The sequence below is a fragment of the Rossellomorea aquimaris TF-12 genome (assembly GCF_001648555.1).
GTDB classification, from domain to species: Bacteria; Bacillota; Bacilli; order Bacillales; family Bacillaceae_B; genus Rossellomorea; species Rossellomorea aquimaris.
On sequence record NZ_LQXM01000029.1, the window covers coordinates 309187 to 325273 of the forward strand.

The window sequence follows — 16087 nt, forward strand, 5'->3', positions numbered from 1 at the left end:
ACTATACAATGATAAACTAGTTTTTAAGAAAAGTTAAATAAATTCTGCTAAGTATCATTTTTTCATAAAAGAACATCCCGAAATTATAAGATAATTTCGGGATGTTTAAAATTATTTATCGTAGCTTATTCTTTTTTCTGATACAGCCTCACATGCTTTCTCGTACATTGAACCTACTCCTTCACTAGAAGCAACGAAGTTATAGGCATTATTCATGTCAATTCCGATACTATCCGCTTCTTTAGCAGCATCAATGTTGGCACCTAGGAAAATGAATTCCCAATTGTATTTCTCCTTCTGATGATTGATGAGATCTTTCACTTTTTCATAAGTGAATTCAACGCTGGCATTCTCCATACCGTCTGTTGTAATGACGAAGATTACCTTGCCAGGTTGATCTTCTTCATTCAATTTCGATAATCGATATCCAACATCTAAAATTGTTTTTCCTACTGCATCAAGTAGCGCTGTACTGCCTTTTACATAATATTCTTTGTCAGATAACCTGGCATGATTTGCTTCTACACCATTCCATAGAAGTTCATACTCTCCATCAAATAAAACCGTTGTCACTAATGTCTTACCATCCAACCCACTCTGCCTGTCAATAAATGCATTAAATCCACCAATTGTGTCCTCTTCAAGACCTGACATAGAGCCACTTCTGTCTACAAGAAAGATAATTTCCGTTACATCTTTATTCATATTTTCAACTTCCTTTCATTTAGGTTCTGATATAATAATATCTATATTCACACTGCATTTGGTCGCCTGGTAAGCGTCATTTATAGAGGGGTGTCAGCACATGTTAAATGAAAAGATATTATTAGAGTTACAGAGATACATAGAAAACAACATTTCCTTACACATTTATGAAATTCAAGAACAAGAAAAATTTCATTCAGAGGATATTTATTCGAGTGAATTGGAGGAGTTTATCAATAGCCGTCGTCAGTTAACCTTTTCTGAAATCTTACTAAAGATGATTGATGAAAAAGGGCATAGTGATACTGATATATACAAGAAAGCCAGAATTGACCGTCGCCATTTCTCTAAGATACGTTCTAATGCAAACTACCAAATTGGAAAACAAAAAGCGATTGCTCTGGCTCTAGCCCTTGAACTAAGCAAAAAAGAAGCCGACTATCTTTTAGGATCTGCCGGCTTCTCTTTATCAGATAGTGAAACATTTGATTTAGTCATTCAATTTTGTATCGAAAAAAATATCTATGACTTAGATGATGTTAATCAAGCATTGGATTATTTTAGTTTAAAGACAATGTTTTAACGTTAGATTTATATATTCAAAGCTAAAAGTGTCTTTATATTTGCCTTAGAGCAGCCCCTTCTTTTGTTGATAAAAAGCGCTTTCTTACTATGTATTTATTATAATATCAGCTTTACTTAATGGATTAACATGGTCTAAGTAATAATTTTCTGCTTTCCAGTATCTATTTTTAAATTTTTCAATATTTTGTTTTGTTGTTTCAGCTTCTCGACTAAACCTCCTTTCTCTAGAACAGTTCAGATAAACTACTGTATCGTAAATCTCTCTCCATTTTTCTCTTTGAAGAAAAACACCCTCAACAATAATCAAACCCTTCTTAGGTAAAGTTACCTGACGAAATTCTTGTGATTCGGTTTTCTCATCATAAAAAGGAAGCTTTAATTGATTTTCTTTCCTTAGTTTTTTTAGCAGATTCATTTTTAGCCATTCAATGTCCCATTGTAATTGATAGTATTCGTACCACTCTTCGTGTCCAGTATGATATCTTTTTTCCCTTCCCACAATGTGATCATCTATATGAAAAATATGAAATGGAATATTTTGTTTTTTGAGTATGTTACTAAATTGATTAACAAATGTGGTTTTTCCAGAACGGCTTAACCAGTCTATTCCTAATATATGCCTTTGTTCGCTTTTTTCAACCGCATTAATTAATTCTTTTAAATCTATACTGATTTCCATTCTACTCTCCCCTAATTTAAAGTGTTTTTATTGCTCCACACTCCATAAGTTAATGGACCTCAACTGTCTTCATTGTATCAAATCCAAAATATCCCAAATAGAAAATTATTGTTTTAAGAGTAAATAAAGCAGATTACTCCCACAATAAGGAGGCTTCACGTATTCACTACATAAAAAGGAGATGATCTATTGAAATTATCTTTAATTAAATTAACAATAATGCTTCTATCCCTTTCATTGATATTCTCAACAACTGAAGTTGCGGCAAAAGAACATGAAAGCAATCCAGATCTTTGTAAAAGCAAGTCTATGGTACAACTAAAAGGTGATTTAAGAAAATTGTGGATTGACCATACAATTTGGACTAGAAATTACATCGTAAGTGCAATAGCCGAGTTAGAAGACACTGATGAAGTACTAGCAAGATTATTGAAAAACCAGGAGGATATAGGGAATGCTATAAAACCGTTTTATGGAGAAGATGCTGGAAACAAGTTGGCGGATTTGTTAACAGACCACATACTTATTGCAGGGAAAATAGTTGAAGCAGCTAAAAGCGATAATCAGGCTGAATTAAAAAATTATAATTCTGATTGGTATCGCAACGCAGATGACATTGCCCATTTTCTTAGCAATGCAAATCCAAACTGGTCAAATAAACAATTAACAGATTTATTATATATGCATTTAAAGTTGGTTACTGAGGATGTTGTAGCAAGATTGAAAAAGGATTGGGAAGCAGATATTATTGCCTTTGATAAAGGTGAAGCTCATATTATTGAGATTGCTGACGTACTTACAGATGGAATTATCAAACAATTCCCAAATCAATTTTAAGAAGGTATAAATATAATTATATACTTTGACTAAACAATAATTCTCCTCATGGAAATCAAATAAAAAGCTCAGAGATTCTAATCTCTGAGCTTTAAAACTAATATAATTTTTGAAGGGATTCTTTATCAAAAGGTAATAAATCATTCGCTTTACCTTCTCGCACTTTTTTGACCCACTCAGGATCCATTAGTAAAGAACGACCGATGGCAACCAAGTCGAACTCTTCATTATCGACCTTTTCAATTAATCCATCCAAACTAGTTGTGTTGGCGCCAGAGAAACTTGTGAACTCTCCATCTAGTCCAACAGATCCAACAGATATGACAGGCTTACCTGTTAACCTCTTTGTCCAGCCTGCGAGATTTAAATCAGAACCTTTAAATTCAGGCTCCCAAAACCGACGTGTAGAACAATGGAAAATATCTACTCCAGCATTTACTAGAGGCTTTAATAAAAGCTCCAATTCTTCAGGTGTATTAGCAAGTTTAGCCTGGAAATCATTCATTTTCCACTGAGAAAATCGGAAAATAATAGGGAAATCGGGCCCAACTTCCCTTCTGCAAGCTTTCACCACTTCAACAGCAAATTGTGTTCTGCCTACGATATCCCCACCGTACTTATCTGTACGTTTATTCGTGTTTTCCCAGAAAAATTGATCGATTAAGTAACCATGTGCCCCGTGGATTTCAATTGCATCAAAGCCAATACGCTTTGCATCTGCTGCCCCTTGAGCGTATGCTTCTACCATTTTATTTATCTCATTCTGAGACATTGGTTCACTTACTTTATCACCTGACAAATTAAGGCCTGATGGTCCTACAGGTAATGCATCCTCATTTGGGAGATCTCCTTTTTTACGGGTCGTCCCAACATGCCAAAGCTGAGGTGCTATTTTACCGCCGACTTTATGAACTTCATTTACTACATTAGACCAGCCATTTAATGCTTCTTTCCCAAAGAAAACTGGAATGCTAGCACCTGAAACGGATGCCGGATGATTAATTCCTGTACCTTCTGTAATAATTAAGCCTACACCATTTTCAGCTCTTCGACGGTAATACGCTGCTACATCTTCTCCAGGTACTCCCTCTGGTGAAAATCCTCGTGTCATTGGCGCCATTACTGTACGATTAGACAAGCTTATCTTTTGTGTGGTGAATGGTTGAAATAATGGTTTTGTAGATAGATTTGTATTATTCATTTTTAAACCTCCTCTTTTCTAAATGCTAGCGTTATTATTTCAAACTGCATCAAAAAAGAAAAGAAATCTGTTTGAGCGTTGTTGATAGTTCATATGATTCAATAGTTAGATGAAGTCTAACTCAGTAACTGTTTTCGAGTCCACTTTATCCCCTGTATTTATGGTGGTCTTTGGTTCAAATAAAAGCACATGAACCTCCTCCTTGGCAACTGGTTTATGCTCTATCCCCTTTGGAATGATAGTGAATTCCCCTTCCTCTAAGAAAAGGTCTCTGTCTCTGAATTTAATAAGTAAGCTGCCTTTGACGACAAGAAACATCTCATCTTCCTGTTCATGTTGATGCCAGACAAACTCCCCTTTTAATTTCACTAGTTTGACATGTGACTCATTCACTTCACCCACAACTTTTGGACTCCAGTACTCGTTAAACTGGGAGAACTTTTCATTAATATTCACTTTTCCCATATTAATTCTACCTCTCATACCAAATATTCTTCAATCTTCAACCTCTATAAGAAAGATTTTTTTCTGAAACCCTCCTCTATTTTCAGCCTTTTTTTTTCGTACTCTTTCTACTTCCTCTATTGAACTACCGTGTGTGGCAGCAAGTGCATTCATGACTTCTAATAAATCAGCTAATTCTTCTATTGCATCTTGCTTCTTACCTGCTTTACAGTATTCCTTTAACTCTTCAAATCCTTTTTCTTTTAGAAATTGTATGTATTCCTTCTCACTTAGTATCCTAGTCGTAAATCTCATACCCGTTTTATCAATAATAGACGGGATATTGTCACGAACTAATTTATTGTAGGCAGTCATGTATGAATCCTCCTTTTTGTAGGATGTATATCATTTAGTTTAGCACCTATTTTCATTTTCACAAAAAAATAGAGTGCACAACATGCACTCTTGACCAAGCCTAGTAATCTATTTAATATTTCTTCTCAATTCTTTCATGTAACGAATCAATTCTTTCTGGTAGCACAAATAAGTATTCAATAAGACCTTCTAACAACTCCATGATCAATCCGGCTGTTTCATCATCAATTTCACGTTCGAGTTCAAGCATTTTGTAAAATTGACTGTCAGGATGTACAAGGTGGCTAAGAACCTGAATGGGTTTCGATAGATCAACATTTTTTGGAAGATGTTCAAATTGCTCCGCTAAAGTCTGCCCATTCATTTTGTCCCCATTGAAATTTTTCAAGACACTTTCTAGTACTCTTTTTGCCATAACAGCTGTGGCAGAATGGTCTTTTGATTGACTCACATTTAAGGCAGATCGATAGGATCGAACGAGGTCTTGAGGTATACGTTTCTTTCCCTGAATTTCATCTAATGGCCCGTTTGTTGCTAATGGATCATAAATGTATACCCTTGGTTCATCCCCGTTATTGATAGAATCATCATTAAGCATAATGACAAAAACGGATGGTTTCTTACATAAAGAACATGAACCTTCTGCAAATAGTCCTGTTTTATTCACTTGATAAAAATTGGCCTTCAACAAAAATTCTCCTGATTTGGAGCAACTTGGACACTGACTTTTAATTTTTTTTGGCACTTTTAAATAACCATACTGAATATGTGATAGTACAGATCCTGGCACGATTTCTCTCATTTGAACCTCCTAAAATCGTCTACTTTCATACCAAAATTATACCTTTACTAGAAACCATTACAAGGTAAAATTTATGGAAATAATTAAAAGTAATAGGGGTATTTCGAATGATTTCGAGGAAAATTGATTGTATCAAAGTGTTCGAATAACAATGAAGATAGGAGTATATCTTTTTCATCACTTGTAAATAATCTATTTTTGTTGGAGGATTATAAGTACTATTTTGAACAATTAAAAACAAGTATAAGGAGCTTCATCATATGAATATAATAGAAACAAATCGATTAATTCTTCGCTGGGTAGAGGTAAGCGACGCTGCATATATTCTCAAACTTTTAAATGAACCCGGTTGGATCCAATTCATAGGTGACAAAGGTATTAGAACTTTGGATGATGCAAGGAGCTACATTACTTCAGGGCCACGAACTATGTATAAAAAAATAGGATTTGGTCTTTTTTTAACTGAGCTGAAAGAAGACCATACGCCAATCGGATTGTGTGGATTAATAAAACGAGAAGGTCTTGAGGACGTGGATATTGGCTTTGCTTTTTCTGAAGATTATCATGGGCAGGGATATGCTTTGGAAGCAGCACAAGGTACGATGAAATTCGCTAAAGAATTAGGTCTAAAAAAAGTTGTAGCGATAACCTCGCATAATAATCATTCTTCCTCTAAATTGCTTGAGAAGATTGGAATGAAGTTTGAAGGTTTCATATCCTTGCCTGGAGATTCTGAAGAATTGAAGTATTATAAGTTACACTTTTAAAAGGTGTGTATTTAATGTATGTGAAAACTTTATTAAGTTCCCTACATATAGCTCTAACTCGTAAATACTTTTATGAATTCACTTCTTCTTTAATATCGGATTAGCGTTTGATCCGGTTCTACTAAGGTACCTCTTCTAATAAGTATAACTATAAACTTTTGTTGGTCTATACTTAGGAGGTACTCTAGTGAACACAATCATCAATACTATTAAGCTAAATGAAGTCATAGAATATGAAGATCTGTTTCAAAAGAATGATACTTCGCTAAAAGCAGGACAAGTTACAAAGATTATTTATTGGATTAATTTAGACAAGAAATTCATTACCTACGATATTCAATGTGGTGACAAAAAGTATGTAAATATTGATGATGAACCTACTCCAGCAGCAATTAAAAGAGTTGATACTCCAGTTGTAAGGTTATTTGAATTATATGAGAAAGTTGAAATTGAAGTTGCCGGTATCAAGAGACCCGGGATTATAGAAGGTATAGTTTATGAATGGGAGGGTAAACAGCACAAGGTAACATATGGTGTAACAGATCAGACCAATACTACACATTACGGGATTCTTGAGAAGCAATTATTGAAATGGAATCAATAAAAAAGGTGGCAGCTTCTATTTCATGAAGCACCACCCTTTTTCATTATTTATAAAACACTTTATCCACATTATATTTCGCTTGAAGCTCATTGATCATATATGTTTCGTATATTTCACGTTCCATAGCATCATCAACAATGCTAACGTCGATACGATAAACTTCATCACGATGATTCTTGATCGGTGAAACTGTATCTTCAAGATGCTTTTTCACTCGTTGTCTTAACTTTCTTGCTTTACCCACGAAAAGAAGCTCATCATTGATATTATAGAACAAGATCATGCCACCCTTGTCTCTAGGAATCTTGTGAAGATCGATGAATCCTTCGATGGATTTGATTTTTGGTTCTTCTGAATCATGTGCTTGTTTTCTCTCTGTAATGGAGATATCCGCATTAGGGATTGTAATTTTTATCATGAATAGTCACGTCCTTTTTATGCTATAAAAAATAATGGTATCATATGTTAGGTACAATTACTATCATTCTTATTATTTGTAAAGAGTATTCTCCATTATTCTCAATTTGATTTCTTATTTCACCTAACATTTATTTCATTATGAAATAGACCTTTCATGGTATAACTCCAATACCCTCTCAACAATCGTTTCAGCCATGTTCTCTTCCGGAGGCATCCATAGACTTGTAATGGGACCATAAACCACCGGGTTCAACTCTACCTCATATCCACCTAAGGGATAAGCCTCTTTCGTAGGCAAATAGCCTAGATATCCATTTGTGAAGCCTCCAAAAAAAGCAAGTTGGCTATGTAGTCTGCCTTGAATTTCTAATGCTGTTTCGGAAAAAGGCTCCATTGGAATTCCTGAGAATACACCTTCATTTAATTGAAGTAATTGAATTTCTAAATCAATATTACAATTCTTTTCGTTTCTTCTATGTTTATCCATAAGAGTAGCTGCCCACTTATCAGTGTTCACTCCCCATTGTTCTTGTGCAAGTCGTGCCATCGCTTTAATATCTTTAGGATTTGGAATTTGTTTTAACTCCAAAGGAATTGTAGTAGATTTCATTTTTAATGTAAAAATGGATTCATATGTTAAATACGGTATCATGGTGATAACACTATTACTTAGCAAAGTGGCCATTTTTTGCAGTGCTTTCTCCGAGCCGCGATACCTTGCATTTACGTTTCCAGAAGCCCCTTGAATGATGGCGACGGGACAGTTAAACTTATGTTCAAGAATCTCCCTGGCTCGTCCAGGATAGTCTGCTGATAAACGATCACTATCTCCTTTTAAAACATTTGGATGGGCTGTGCAAAACACAATGATCCCTTGCATATTCCCCTTTGAAGGATGTTTCATTCCTAACACACCAATCCGGTTATCCACTACTCCATTTTCGTTTGTGCCCATAATAACTTTTCCACTAGAAGATATTTCTCGTCTATTAACCCCAATTTGACCATGTGTAACATCCCACCCAATCCCAGATGAGTCCATGTTTTCACTGGCTTTAACAGCCGCTTTGACAGTATTTTTAATTAGACTCTCTTTATAGGATACAACGACTTGACTGTTATTTGCGGTGGCAGGACCAGAATGGGTATGTGTGTAAGTAACCATTATATGTTCTAGTGGAAGCTTTAATTTCTCTCGAATTTGATTGCGAATGTTCAGCGTATCTTCTATTAATAATCCAATATTATCTATACTTACTAGCACAGTCTTTGTTTCATTGCTTTCGAATACAAACACTGTTGTATATATCTTCTCTTCAATGTTCTGTATGCCCGAAGGTCTATGGTATCCAATAAAGTCGATACCAAGGGGTGGTGTGATATCGAGTTTACACACTCCTACTTTACTCATAATGAACAACTCCAATTATTAATGTCTTTCTGGATATTTTTAACCTCCTAATCAAAGCATTTAAGGATTTAAAATGGATACCACTAAATTTCCAAATGTTTGAATGTCATCAAGATAATTATATTCTTCTATCGGAGGAGTATATAAGCTGTTATTCATTCTCACTGCAACAGCATTGTATTTTGGTATAACGGTACAAGAACAATTGGAAGCTCCAAGAATTTGAAAAGATCCTTCAGGTAATCGGGAGGCTAACTCATTGTAATCACAAGCAGTTTCATGATCCTTTATCCACCAAAGAAAACCAAATTTAGGGCATTCCTTAGGAAGGCTACTCGGACTCTGAGTGGTAGTAGTCAGTTCAAATACTTCTTTAGGTAAAATCTGCTTATCATTGAACATGCCCTTGTTTAAGTGTAATTTCCCCCAATATGCTAATTCTCTAGCACTTATGTATAAATTTCTTTCATCCCCTGCGTTTGATCCCAACCTTAATGTTGGGTAATCTAGTGGGGAATGAATGTCACTAACCAATGTGCTTTTTCCTTCAGTCATCCAATCTGTGTGTTTCCATTGAAGGGGTTTAAACACCTTTTCTGTTAAATGTTCTGAAACGGTTTTCCCTGTTGCCTTTACTAAAATTTTTGCCAATAAATCTGGTCGTTTCCCTTCTATATTCGTACCCGAGTCAAAAATTCGCCAAGCCTGATCTTCTTCAATTCTTAAACCAGTACATCGTGTTAAGAGGTGACGTATCGTCGTTTCTCCAAGGGCTTCTTTATCCAGTTCATTAAAATAATCACTTAATCGATCTTCTAAATTCAAATAACCTTCATAGATGGCAAGGGCAACAGCTAATCCAATATACGTTACCCTCGTGGAATATACATTAAATTGAGAAGAACGATCAATTTTTCTGGCACCTTCGCCAAAGTGATGAGTACCCGAATACCACTCGTGGATTATTTTATTATCCTTCATAAGAACGAATGCAGCACCTGATGATGAGTTTAGATGTTTCATACGTTCATTGTAATTATCAATAGCATTAAATCGAATATTTTTACTTTTTGTCGTCACCTTCAAACACCTTCTTGTTTAGAATCCATTTATGCATTTTAGGTTCTCTATTTATTTTTCCTTATCATTTTATTTGAAAATTCCTGGGATTTCCCTTTAGGTATACTAAGACATTCCCAGTTTTCACCCATTAATTGCTTACCAATAAAAACGATTTGACCGATATGTGCAGCATAATGAGCCAATTGCCTTTCTATTGCTTCAAGGACCGAATGCCTTTCACCACGAATATAAATATCTTTTAATAAATCCTGTTCATGGATTACATGTAATGTTTCAAGAAGTGTCTGCCAGCCCTTTTCCCAAACGTTCATTAAATCCTGTTTAGATGAAATAGTGTTCTCAAATTCTTTATCACGATTTCTATCAGGTTTTTCACCATCAGTGGTAAGTGGCTCTGTCCATCTTGAAACCATATTTCCACTAACATGTTTAACTATGACAGCGACACTGTTTGAAGATTCATTAAATACCCAATGGATATTTTCTTCAGACAGCTGACTGATCGCTCTCTCTCCCTGTCTTTTAATTGCAAGAAACCTTTCCCTAATTACTTTTAAGTACTCATTTTCAACATTCATAATATTCCTCCTTAGTTATTAGGGATAAATCTTTTTTAACAACGAAAATTTAAATAAAAATGATTTTTCATATACACTATTTCTGTCTAAAATTATGTCAATACCAATTATTCCAAAATTTAGTATTTTACACAATCATTAAGTCACATTGTTTCTCTATCCCAGCTAAAACCTATATATAAATAAAGTTATATCAGGCCCTAGTAATATGTGCAGTCTAGAATCGATAAAAATAAAGAGCCATTACTTATAAAGTAATGGCCCTTTAGGATTGAATATTTTAAATACTTATCTATTATACGTTGTCTAGAACTTGTTTGATATCTAGCTCAGTCATTCTTTTGGCATCTTTAAATGTGTAGATGTTATTTGTTAACCACAAATTATATAGTTTCGTTAAATACATTCGATTATAAACTTTACCTGCAAATGTTTTATAAAAATAAATTAAAAGGACATTTACTACTTCCGCAGGTAACTCATTTCGTTTCTCTATTCCTCTTAATGAAAGAGTTTCGAGTCCTCTTAATTCACCATTCACTAATACTTTAGTCATTTCTAATGGACTCGCTGTATAGCATAATTCAATTAACTCAGGTTCTATATCATCAAATTTCAAAGAACATTTCTCCTCATTCTAGTCCATCTATGTTTCATTTATTCAATTATACAACAATCTCTAATCATTGAACATTTATTTCAAATAAATTAGTAAAATGTTATACAAATCCACTAGAATGTCTATAAATTTTCCTAAATCATAGCATATATTTACCTTAACTTCCTTCCAACAAAATCCTATTTTCCTTGTTCGCTTAATCGTAAATTTAAATTACTTTCAATTATTTACCACTAATTGCATTACGATAATAAATCAGATGATCAGTCCATTCACCAAGCTCATATAAAAAGCCCTTTCTCTTACATTCAAACTCCATTCCCACACTCTCTGCCAACTTTATAGATGGTGTATTGTCTAAATTGATATGAGCTTCAATTCGATGAAAATCAAGGTAATTGAAAGCCAGATTTAATGCTTCCTTTACAGCTTCTTTTCCATATCCCTGATTCCAATATTGATTATGTATCGTGTAGCCTAACCTTCCCCATTGAAAATTTTCTCGTTGTAATGTTGAGAAATCTACTATACCTACATGTTTTGTATCTGATTTTCTAAACACTCCGAATATATGAGAAGTGTCATTGATGGCTAATTCTTGATGTTTGTCTACTAAATTAGAAAACCATTCCTTTGTACATTCACTCATATCCATTTTCCCTATATCATATTTATGCTGAGATGGCAGTCTCTTTTCAAACTCATTTAGCCAATTGTGATAGTCAGATTTTTTAAATGGTCTAATTAATAATCTTTCTGTTTCTGAATGCGTTTCAAAGTTCTTCAAATAAACACCTCATTAATCTCCCAATAGTAGCTAAAATTTCATTTTAACACATTCTACCAATTTAACATGTTGATATTTTCAATAATATTACTTAAAGGATGTAAATTGAGGATATTTTGGAAAATAGATTGATTACTTCAGATATCGAACCGTATTGCAAGAAAATTGGATTGATTTTTCGTTAAAATGCATCGAATTGATAAAGAGTGATAATGGTTTGATTATTCTACTGGTTGGAATTTACATAAACATTCCTATAAATAAGCTGTAGATACCCATAAAAAAAAAGCTTGGATTTCATATAGAAATCCAAGCTCCCTACTTATTAAGACATTTATTTTGGCTACTAAAAAAATCATTGTAATATGTTTCCAACACCTAACTACAACACAATTGATTCGTCACTCTACTCTTTTGGAACAAAAATCTCAAGGTGTTTTTCAAGGTTCTCCACTGTGATAGGTAGTGGATCTCCTTCATCACCATCGACATTGGCAATCATGTTTTCTTTTGAGAACGCTTCAATTTTTGTCGTTTTCTTGTAGTAGACATGTTCACTTTCAGTCAACTTACCTGATAATACTTTAGGCAGCAGTAGAAGAAATTCTGAAAGGGCTATGTCTTCAATAATCATTACATGAAGCTTTCCATCGTTTACTTCTGCTTCAGGTGTAATGGTTTCGAACCCTCCCACAGAATTCGTTAGAGCAACAAGCATGAGCAATGCATCTCCTTCCCAAGCACCAGATTCTGATTCTACTCTTAGGTGGAAGGGCTGCTTTTCCTTCATTTTTTTCATGCTTTCTACTATATAAGCAAGGGGTCCCAGCTTAGTTTTTTGCTCAACCGGTGTGGAAAATGAAGCTTCTGCTAACGCACCAACAGCAATAATATTCATAAAATATGAATCATTCATTTTTCCGATATCCGTCTTAACCGTGTGAAGATCCTCAAAGATTGTGATAGCTTCCTTCGGGTCCATTGGGATATTCAATGCTCTTGCAAAGTCATTGACTGTTCCAAGAGGAATTAATCCAAAAACAGGGCGATGCTCTTGTTCGGCTAAACCATTGATGACCTCATTCATCGTACCGTCTCCACCCATTGCAGCTACAAAATCAAGGTGCTGCTCACAGGCTTCCCGAGCAAAATCTGTGGCATCTCCTTCCCCTTTTGTTTCTCTTAAATCTATATCATAATTTAATTTTTTCATCATATTTATTGCATATTCCACATATTCAGAAGCTTTCTCCTTCCCAGATGAAGGATTGACGATTAACATTGCTTTCTTCACATTAAAACCTCCATATTCTTCCTTAACTAACAATTTACTTTACCCATTTAGTTGTAGTCCTAATCACAAGTTAAATCTTTTGGTTTTTAATTTTTTAAATTTTACAAATATATTGTTAAAGATTATAATTATAGGAATATCATATTATTTCCAGTTTTTATTTTAAAGAATTTATATTTGAAATTGGGAAAGAGTATAGTAATTTGCCAGACAAGGCAACGCTATTCTCAAGATACATAAATATGGAGGTTATTTTGTTGGCCAAATACGATATTAATGTGAACGGATCTTTATTCGATTGGGATTTAGAAAAGGGTGATATTCTCTTTGAAAATGATGAAGTCGTTTTATTTTGGGTAAATACGGCTTTCAAAACACTCTTTGATTCCATAGAAGAAATTGCTGGTGAGCAAGAAACGAAATTAGTCTTGGAAACAGCCGGTTATCGAACAGGAAAAATAGTAAGTAACTTTTATTTGGAGTCTATCGGCGATTTAAAGGAGATCCTGTCAAAATTACCGAACACTTATGTTACAGCGGGTTGGGGAATCACTGAAATCAATTATTTCTCGTTAGAACAAAAAAAAGCTGTCATTACGGTAAAAAACGGATGGGAGTATAAAGTGAATTTAGCTCAACAGAAGAACGACGAAGGTACTTTCTTACCTGGTCACTGGGCAGGCGTACTGACAGGGTTGTTTGGTTCTCAAGTATGGTATAGAGTGGTAAAAAGTCAAATAATGGGTGATGAATATAGCCAATATGAATTTTTCCCTTCATCTATTACGCCCTCTTTAAATGTAACTGCACATTTAGAGGAACAGTCACTAGCTGCTCAAGAGGAAATGGCAAGAGTCACTGAGAAACGAACTCAATTTTTATCAGAAATCATCAAAGAAATTTCTTCACCTATTATACCCGTATTGGATTCTGTATTAGTCGTGCCATTAATTGGTCGCTATAATGAGTTAAGGGCAGAAGAGCTCCTCAATCGAACTTTACTCAACCTTCCACATTATAAGGCAAACTTCCTCATCATTGATTTTACTGGTTTAAGTGGAGTAGATGAGTACACAATTGATTTTATACAGAAATTTGTAAGTTCTGCTAGATTACTAGGAACAAACTGTTTATTAGTAGGAATTTCGACAGAACTCAGTATTCAAATCACACAAACTGGAATCAAAATAAATCATATTCCTTGTTTTACTTTACTTCAACAAGGCGTGAGCTATGCATTGGAGCAACAAGGCTTGGAGATTACTAAAAAACAATAGTTAGACAGGTGTAGAACTATGTTCTATGCCTTTTTTGTCAATCGAAGAATTTTAGTGCTTTTGAAAAGAGATTCATTCCACTTATCTCACCCACCTAAAAAAAGCCTGATTCTCATATAAAGAATCAGGCTTTTTTATTATTACTTATCCAACCTTTCGCTAATGAACTCTGCTGTTTTCTTACCATTCTGAATACAGGCACCTATACCGACTCCATAATAAGAAGCACCAGCAAGAAAAACATTTGGAAATTGTGAGGTTAAGCTTTCCTCTAATGCTTCAACAGATTGACTATGCCCTAAGTGATAGTTTGGCATTAAATCCTTCCAATTCGTCACTTCTACAGAAACGGGAACGCCTTTAATTCCCAGGCTTTGTTTCACATCCTCAAGGGCTACCCTTGTTAACTCTTCTTCGTTCATTTGCTTTAGTTCATAGTATCTAGGATTGGTGCTTTTATAAAAAAGTCTTACTAAAAGGTTTTGGTTCTTAGATGTGTGCTTCCACTTTCTGCTTGTCCAAGTACAGGCTTCACATGTAACGTCACTTCCTTTTGAAACAATAAATCCCGTCCCATCAGCTGGAAGTTCTGAATCTGGAATTGTAAAACCCATATAAATGCTGATCAAAGAGGAGTTCTTTAATTGATTAAACTCTCGGTTAAGCCCTTCATGATTCAGGATTTTCTGCGTAACATCATGTGGTGTAGCAAACACAACGTAATCAGCTTTGATACTCTCATGATTCGAAAAAGTAAGCTTATAATTTTCATCGTTTTTCACTAAACCTATTGTTTCCATTCCTTTTAAAATCATTACATTTGTTAACTTTTCTTCTAAACGATCTATGATTTGACTCAAACCTTGTTGGAATGAAATGAATTTTTTATCAGATGCGCCTTTAAATTTTTGCTTGTTTTCAGAAAGGCCTTTCATAATACTTCCGTATTTGTTCTTATAGTCCAGTAGGTATGGAAGTGTCGTTGCCATTGTTAGTTCATTCAGATTTCCTGAGTACACTCCTGATAAAACTGGTGCTATTTGATTTTCAACAAGTTCTTTTCCCAAAAATTCTTCTAAAAACTCACCTATGGAGCTTTCTTTTGTATACTTGGTGTTTTCTGATTCTAAGTCTCTTAATGCAGCAGCTTTTCCTTCCTCTGAAACAAGAGTACTATCAAAAAGAGCTTCTACACTCATTGGAATTCCAAAAATAGTATCCGCTGGAATCTTATGTAGTACTCTGTTTGTGTACAGATAAGAAGTTCCCGTTTCGTTGTAAACAAGGTTTTCCATAAGATTCAAGTCTTCTACCAGGGATAATACACCTTCATGACGAGCCACAATAGAGTCTGCTCCCGATTCAATAATGAAATCATCTTTGGTTACGGTTTTGATTTTACCACCGAGTTTATCATCCCTTTCGACAATCCGAAGGTCTAAATCTAAGTTTTGTTCTCTATTTATTTTTTGAAGATAGTACATGGTGGTTAAGCCTGTAATTCCCCCACCTACAACCACTACTGTTTTCATCCGAATTCACTCCAATCCGTCCGCTTATGTATACAGGTTATCACTTTTTTAAGATAATAGAAAAAAAAATTAGGACAGATTTGTGAC

General features: G+C 34.6%; 19 protein-coding genes. 5 read left to right on the forward strand and 14 right to left on the reverse strand.

What is annotated here, in order from left to right:
* Positions 1-111 precede the first annotated feature (111 nt).
* Positions 112-705: a vWA domain-containing protein gene (locus IQI_RS15060; protein WP_064093456.1), complete on the reverse strand. Its 594-nt coding sequence runs from the start codon at positions 703-705 to the stop codon at positions 112-114.
* Positions 706-805: 100 nt separating this feature from the next.
* On the opposite strand from IQI_RS15060, the gene IQI_RS15065 reads away from it, so the two are divergent.
* Positions 806-1288, forward strand: coding sequence for a hypothetical protein (locus IQI_RS15065; protein ID WP_064093457.1), 483 nt, complete (start codon positions 806-808; stop codon positions 1286-1288).
* Between the two features lie 87 nt (positions 1289-1375).
* Here IQI_RS15065 and IQI_RS15070 read toward each other — a convergent pair whose 3' ends face one another.
* On the reverse strand, positions 1376-1957 hold the full coding sequence (locus tag IQI_RS15070) for a kinase (protein WP_156509938.1): 582 nt from the start codon (positions 1955-1957) through the stop codon (positions 1376-1378).
* A 231-nt stretch (positions 1958-2188) separates the two neighbouring features.
* Here IQI_RS15070 and IQI_RS15075 point away from each other — a divergent pair, with 231 nt between their 5' ends.
* Positions 2189-2806 carry a hypothetical protein gene (locus IQI_RS15075; RefSeq protein ID WP_064093899.1) on the forward strand — a complete coding sequence of 206 codons (618 nt, stop codon included), beginning with the start codon at positions 2189-2191 and terminating at the stop codon, positions 2804-2806.
* 97 nt (positions 2807-2903) lie between these two features.
* On the opposite strand, the gene IQI_RS15080 is transcribed toward IQI_RS15075, so the two are convergent.
* The 4 genes from IQI_RS15080 to IQI_RS15095 all read right to left on the reverse strand — a co-directional run bounded on the left by IQI_RS15080 (position 2904) and on the right by IQI_RS15095 (position 5628).
* Positions 2904-4007, reverse strand: a complete 1104-nt coding sequence (locus IQI_RS15080) for an NADH:flavin oxidoreductase (RefSeq protein ID WP_064093459.1) — start codon at positions 4005-4007, stop codon at positions 2904-2906.
* A 105-nt stretch (positions 4008-4112) separates the two neighbouring features.
* A complete protein-coding gene (locus IQI_RS15085) occupies positions 4113-4472 on the reverse strand; it encodes a cupin domain-containing protein (protein ID WP_064093460.1) in 360 nt (119 codons plus the stop codon).
* A gap of 30 nt (positions 4473-4502) precedes the next feature.
* Positions 4503-4826 (reverse strand): nucleoside triphosphate pyrophosphohydrolase, encoded by a 324-nt coding sequence (locus IQI_RS15090; protein ID WP_064093461.1) that lies wholly within the window; start codon positions 4824-4826, stop codon positions 4503-4505.
* 112 nt (positions 4827-4938) lie between these two features.
* Positions 4939-5628 carry a hypothetical protein gene (locus IQI_RS15095; RefSeq protein WP_064093462.1) on the reverse strand — a complete coding sequence of 230 codons (690 nt, stop codon included), beginning with the start codon at positions 5626-5628 and terminating at the stop codon, positions 4939-4941.
* A 260-nt stretch (positions 5629-5888) separates the two neighbouring features.
* On the opposite strand from IQI_RS15095, the gene IQI_RS15100 reads away from it, so the two are divergent.
* Both IQI_RS15100 and IQI_RS15105 read left to right on the forward strand, forming a co-directional pair.
* Positions 5889-6395: a GNAT family N-acetyltransferase gene (locus tag IQI_RS15100; RefSeq protein WP_064093463.1), complete on the forward strand. Its 507-nt coding sequence runs from the start codon at positions 5889-5891 to the stop codon at positions 6393-6395.
* Positions 6396-6582: 187 nt separating this feature from the next.
* Positions 6583-6999 (forward strand): hypothetical protein, encoded by a 417-nt coding sequence (locus IQI_RS15105; protein WP_064093464.1) that lies wholly within the window; start codon positions 6583-6585, stop codon positions 6997-6999.
* 43 nt (positions 7000-7042) lie between these two features.
* Here IQI_RS15105 and IQI_RS15110 read toward each other — a convergent pair whose 3' ends face one another.
* The 7 genes from IQI_RS15110 to IQI_RS15140 all read right to left on the reverse strand — a co-directional run bounded on the left by IQI_RS15110 (position 7043) and on the right by IQI_RS15140 (position 13191).
* Entirely contained in the window at positions 7043-7417 is a 375-nt protein-coding gene (locus IQI_RS15110; RefSeq protein WP_064093465.1) for a nucleotide excision repair endonuclease, read from the reverse strand.
* A gap of 138 nt (positions 7418-7555) precedes the next feature.
* The gene (locus IQI_RS15115; RefSeq protein WP_064093466.1) at positions 7556-8830 is read right to left on the reverse strand and encodes a neutral/alkaline non-lysosomal ceramidase N-terminal domain-containing protein; all 1275 of its coding nucleotides are present in this window, start codon (positions 8828-8830) and stop codon (positions 7556-7558) included.
* A gap of 60 nt (positions 8831-8890) precedes the next feature.
* Positions 8891-9910, reverse strand: a complete 1020-nt coding sequence (locus tag IQI_RS15120) for a serine hydrolase domain-containing protein (protein WP_231893434.1) — start codon at positions 9908-9910, stop codon at positions 8891-8893.
* A 47-nt stretch (positions 9911-9957) separates the two neighbouring features.
* Positions 9958-10491: a DUF1572 family protein gene (locus tag IQI_RS15125; RefSeq protein WP_064093467.1), complete on the reverse strand. Its 534-nt coding sequence runs from the start codon at positions 10489-10491 to the stop codon at positions 9958-9960.
* 295 nt (positions 10492-10786) lie between these two features.
* Positions 10787-11110, reverse strand: a complete 324-nt coding sequence (locus IQI_RS15130) for a hypothetical protein (protein WP_064093468.1) — start codon at positions 11108-11110, stop codon at positions 10787-10789.
* A gap of 223 nt (positions 11111-11333) precedes the next feature.
* Positions 11334-11897 (reverse strand): GNAT family N-acetyltransferase, encoded by a 564-nt coding sequence (locus tag IQI_RS15135; protein ID WP_064093469.1) that lies wholly within the window; start codon positions 11895-11897, stop codon positions 11334-11336.
* 406 nt (positions 11898-12303) lie between these two features.
* Positions 12304-13191 (reverse strand): diacylglycerol/lipid kinase family protein, encoded by an 888-nt coding sequence (locus tag IQI_RS15140; protein ID WP_064093470.1) that lies wholly within the window; start codon positions 13189-13191, stop codon positions 12304-12306.
* Between the two features lie 257 nt (positions 13192-13448).
* Here IQI_RS15140 and IQI_RS15145 point away from each other — a divergent pair, with 257 nt between their 5' ends.
* A complete protein-coding gene (locus tag IQI_RS15145) occupies positions 13449-14468 on the forward strand; it encodes an STAS domain-containing protein (RefSeq protein ID WP_231893435.1) in 1020 nt (339 codons plus the stop codon).
* A 140-nt stretch (positions 14469-14608) separates the two neighbouring features.
* Here the strand turns inward: IQI_RS15145 and IQI_RS15150 are convergent, their stop codons facing one another.
* Positions 14609-16000 (reverse strand): protoporphyrinogen oxidase, encoded by a 1392-nt coding sequence (locus tag IQI_RS15150; RefSeq protein ID WP_064093471.1) that lies wholly within the window; start codon positions 15998-16000, stop codon positions 14609-14611.
* Positions 16001-16087: the final 87 nt, after the last annotated feature.

Coding starts and splice junctions, on each gene's coding strand:
- IQI_RS15060 (WP_064093456.1), bottom strand. CDS start 705: ATGAATAAAGATGTAACGGAAATTATCTTTCTTGTAGACAGAAGTGGC.
- IQI_RS15065 (WP_064093457.1), top strand. CDS start 806: ATGTTAAATGAAAAGATATTATTAGAGTTACAGAGATACATAGAAAAC.
- IQI_RS15075 (WP_064093899.1), top strand. CDS start 2,189: ATGCTTCTATCCCTTTCATTGATATTCTCAACAACTGAAGTTGCGGCA.
- IQI_RS15080 (WP_064093459.1), bottom strand. CDS start 4,007: ATGAATAATACAAATCTATCTACAAAACCATTATTTCAACCATTCACC.
- IQI_RS15085 (WP_064093460.1), bottom strand. CDS start 4,472: ATGGGAAAAGTGAATATTAATGAAAAGTTCTCCCAGTTTAACGAGTAC.
- IQI_RS15090 (WP_064093461.1), bottom strand. CDS start 4,826: ATGACTGCCTACAATAAATTAGTTCGTGACAATATCCCGTCTATTATT.
- IQI_RS15095 (WP_064093462.1), bottom strand. CDS start 5,628: ATGAGAGAAATCGTGCCAGGATCTGTACTATCACATATTCAGTATGGT.
- IQI_RS15100 (WP_064093463.1), top strand. CDS start 5,889: ATGAATATAATAGAAACAAATCGATTAATTCTTCGCTGGGTAGAGGTA.
- IQI_RS15110 (WP_064093465.1), bottom strand. CDS start 7,417: ATGATAAAAATTACAATCCCTAATGCGGATATCTCCATTACAGAGAGA.
- IQI_RS15115 (WP_064093466.1), bottom strand. CDS start 8,830: ATGAGTAAAGTAGGAGTGTGTAAACTCGATATCACACCACCCCTTGGT.
- IQI_RS15125 (WP_064093467.1), bottom strand. CDS start 10,491: ATGAATGTTGAAAATGAGTACTTAAAAGTAATTAGGGAAAGGTTTCTT.
- IQI_RS15150 (WP_064093471.1), bottom strand. CDS start 16,000: ATGAAAACAGTAGTGGTTGTAGGTGGGGGAATTACAGGCTTAACCACC.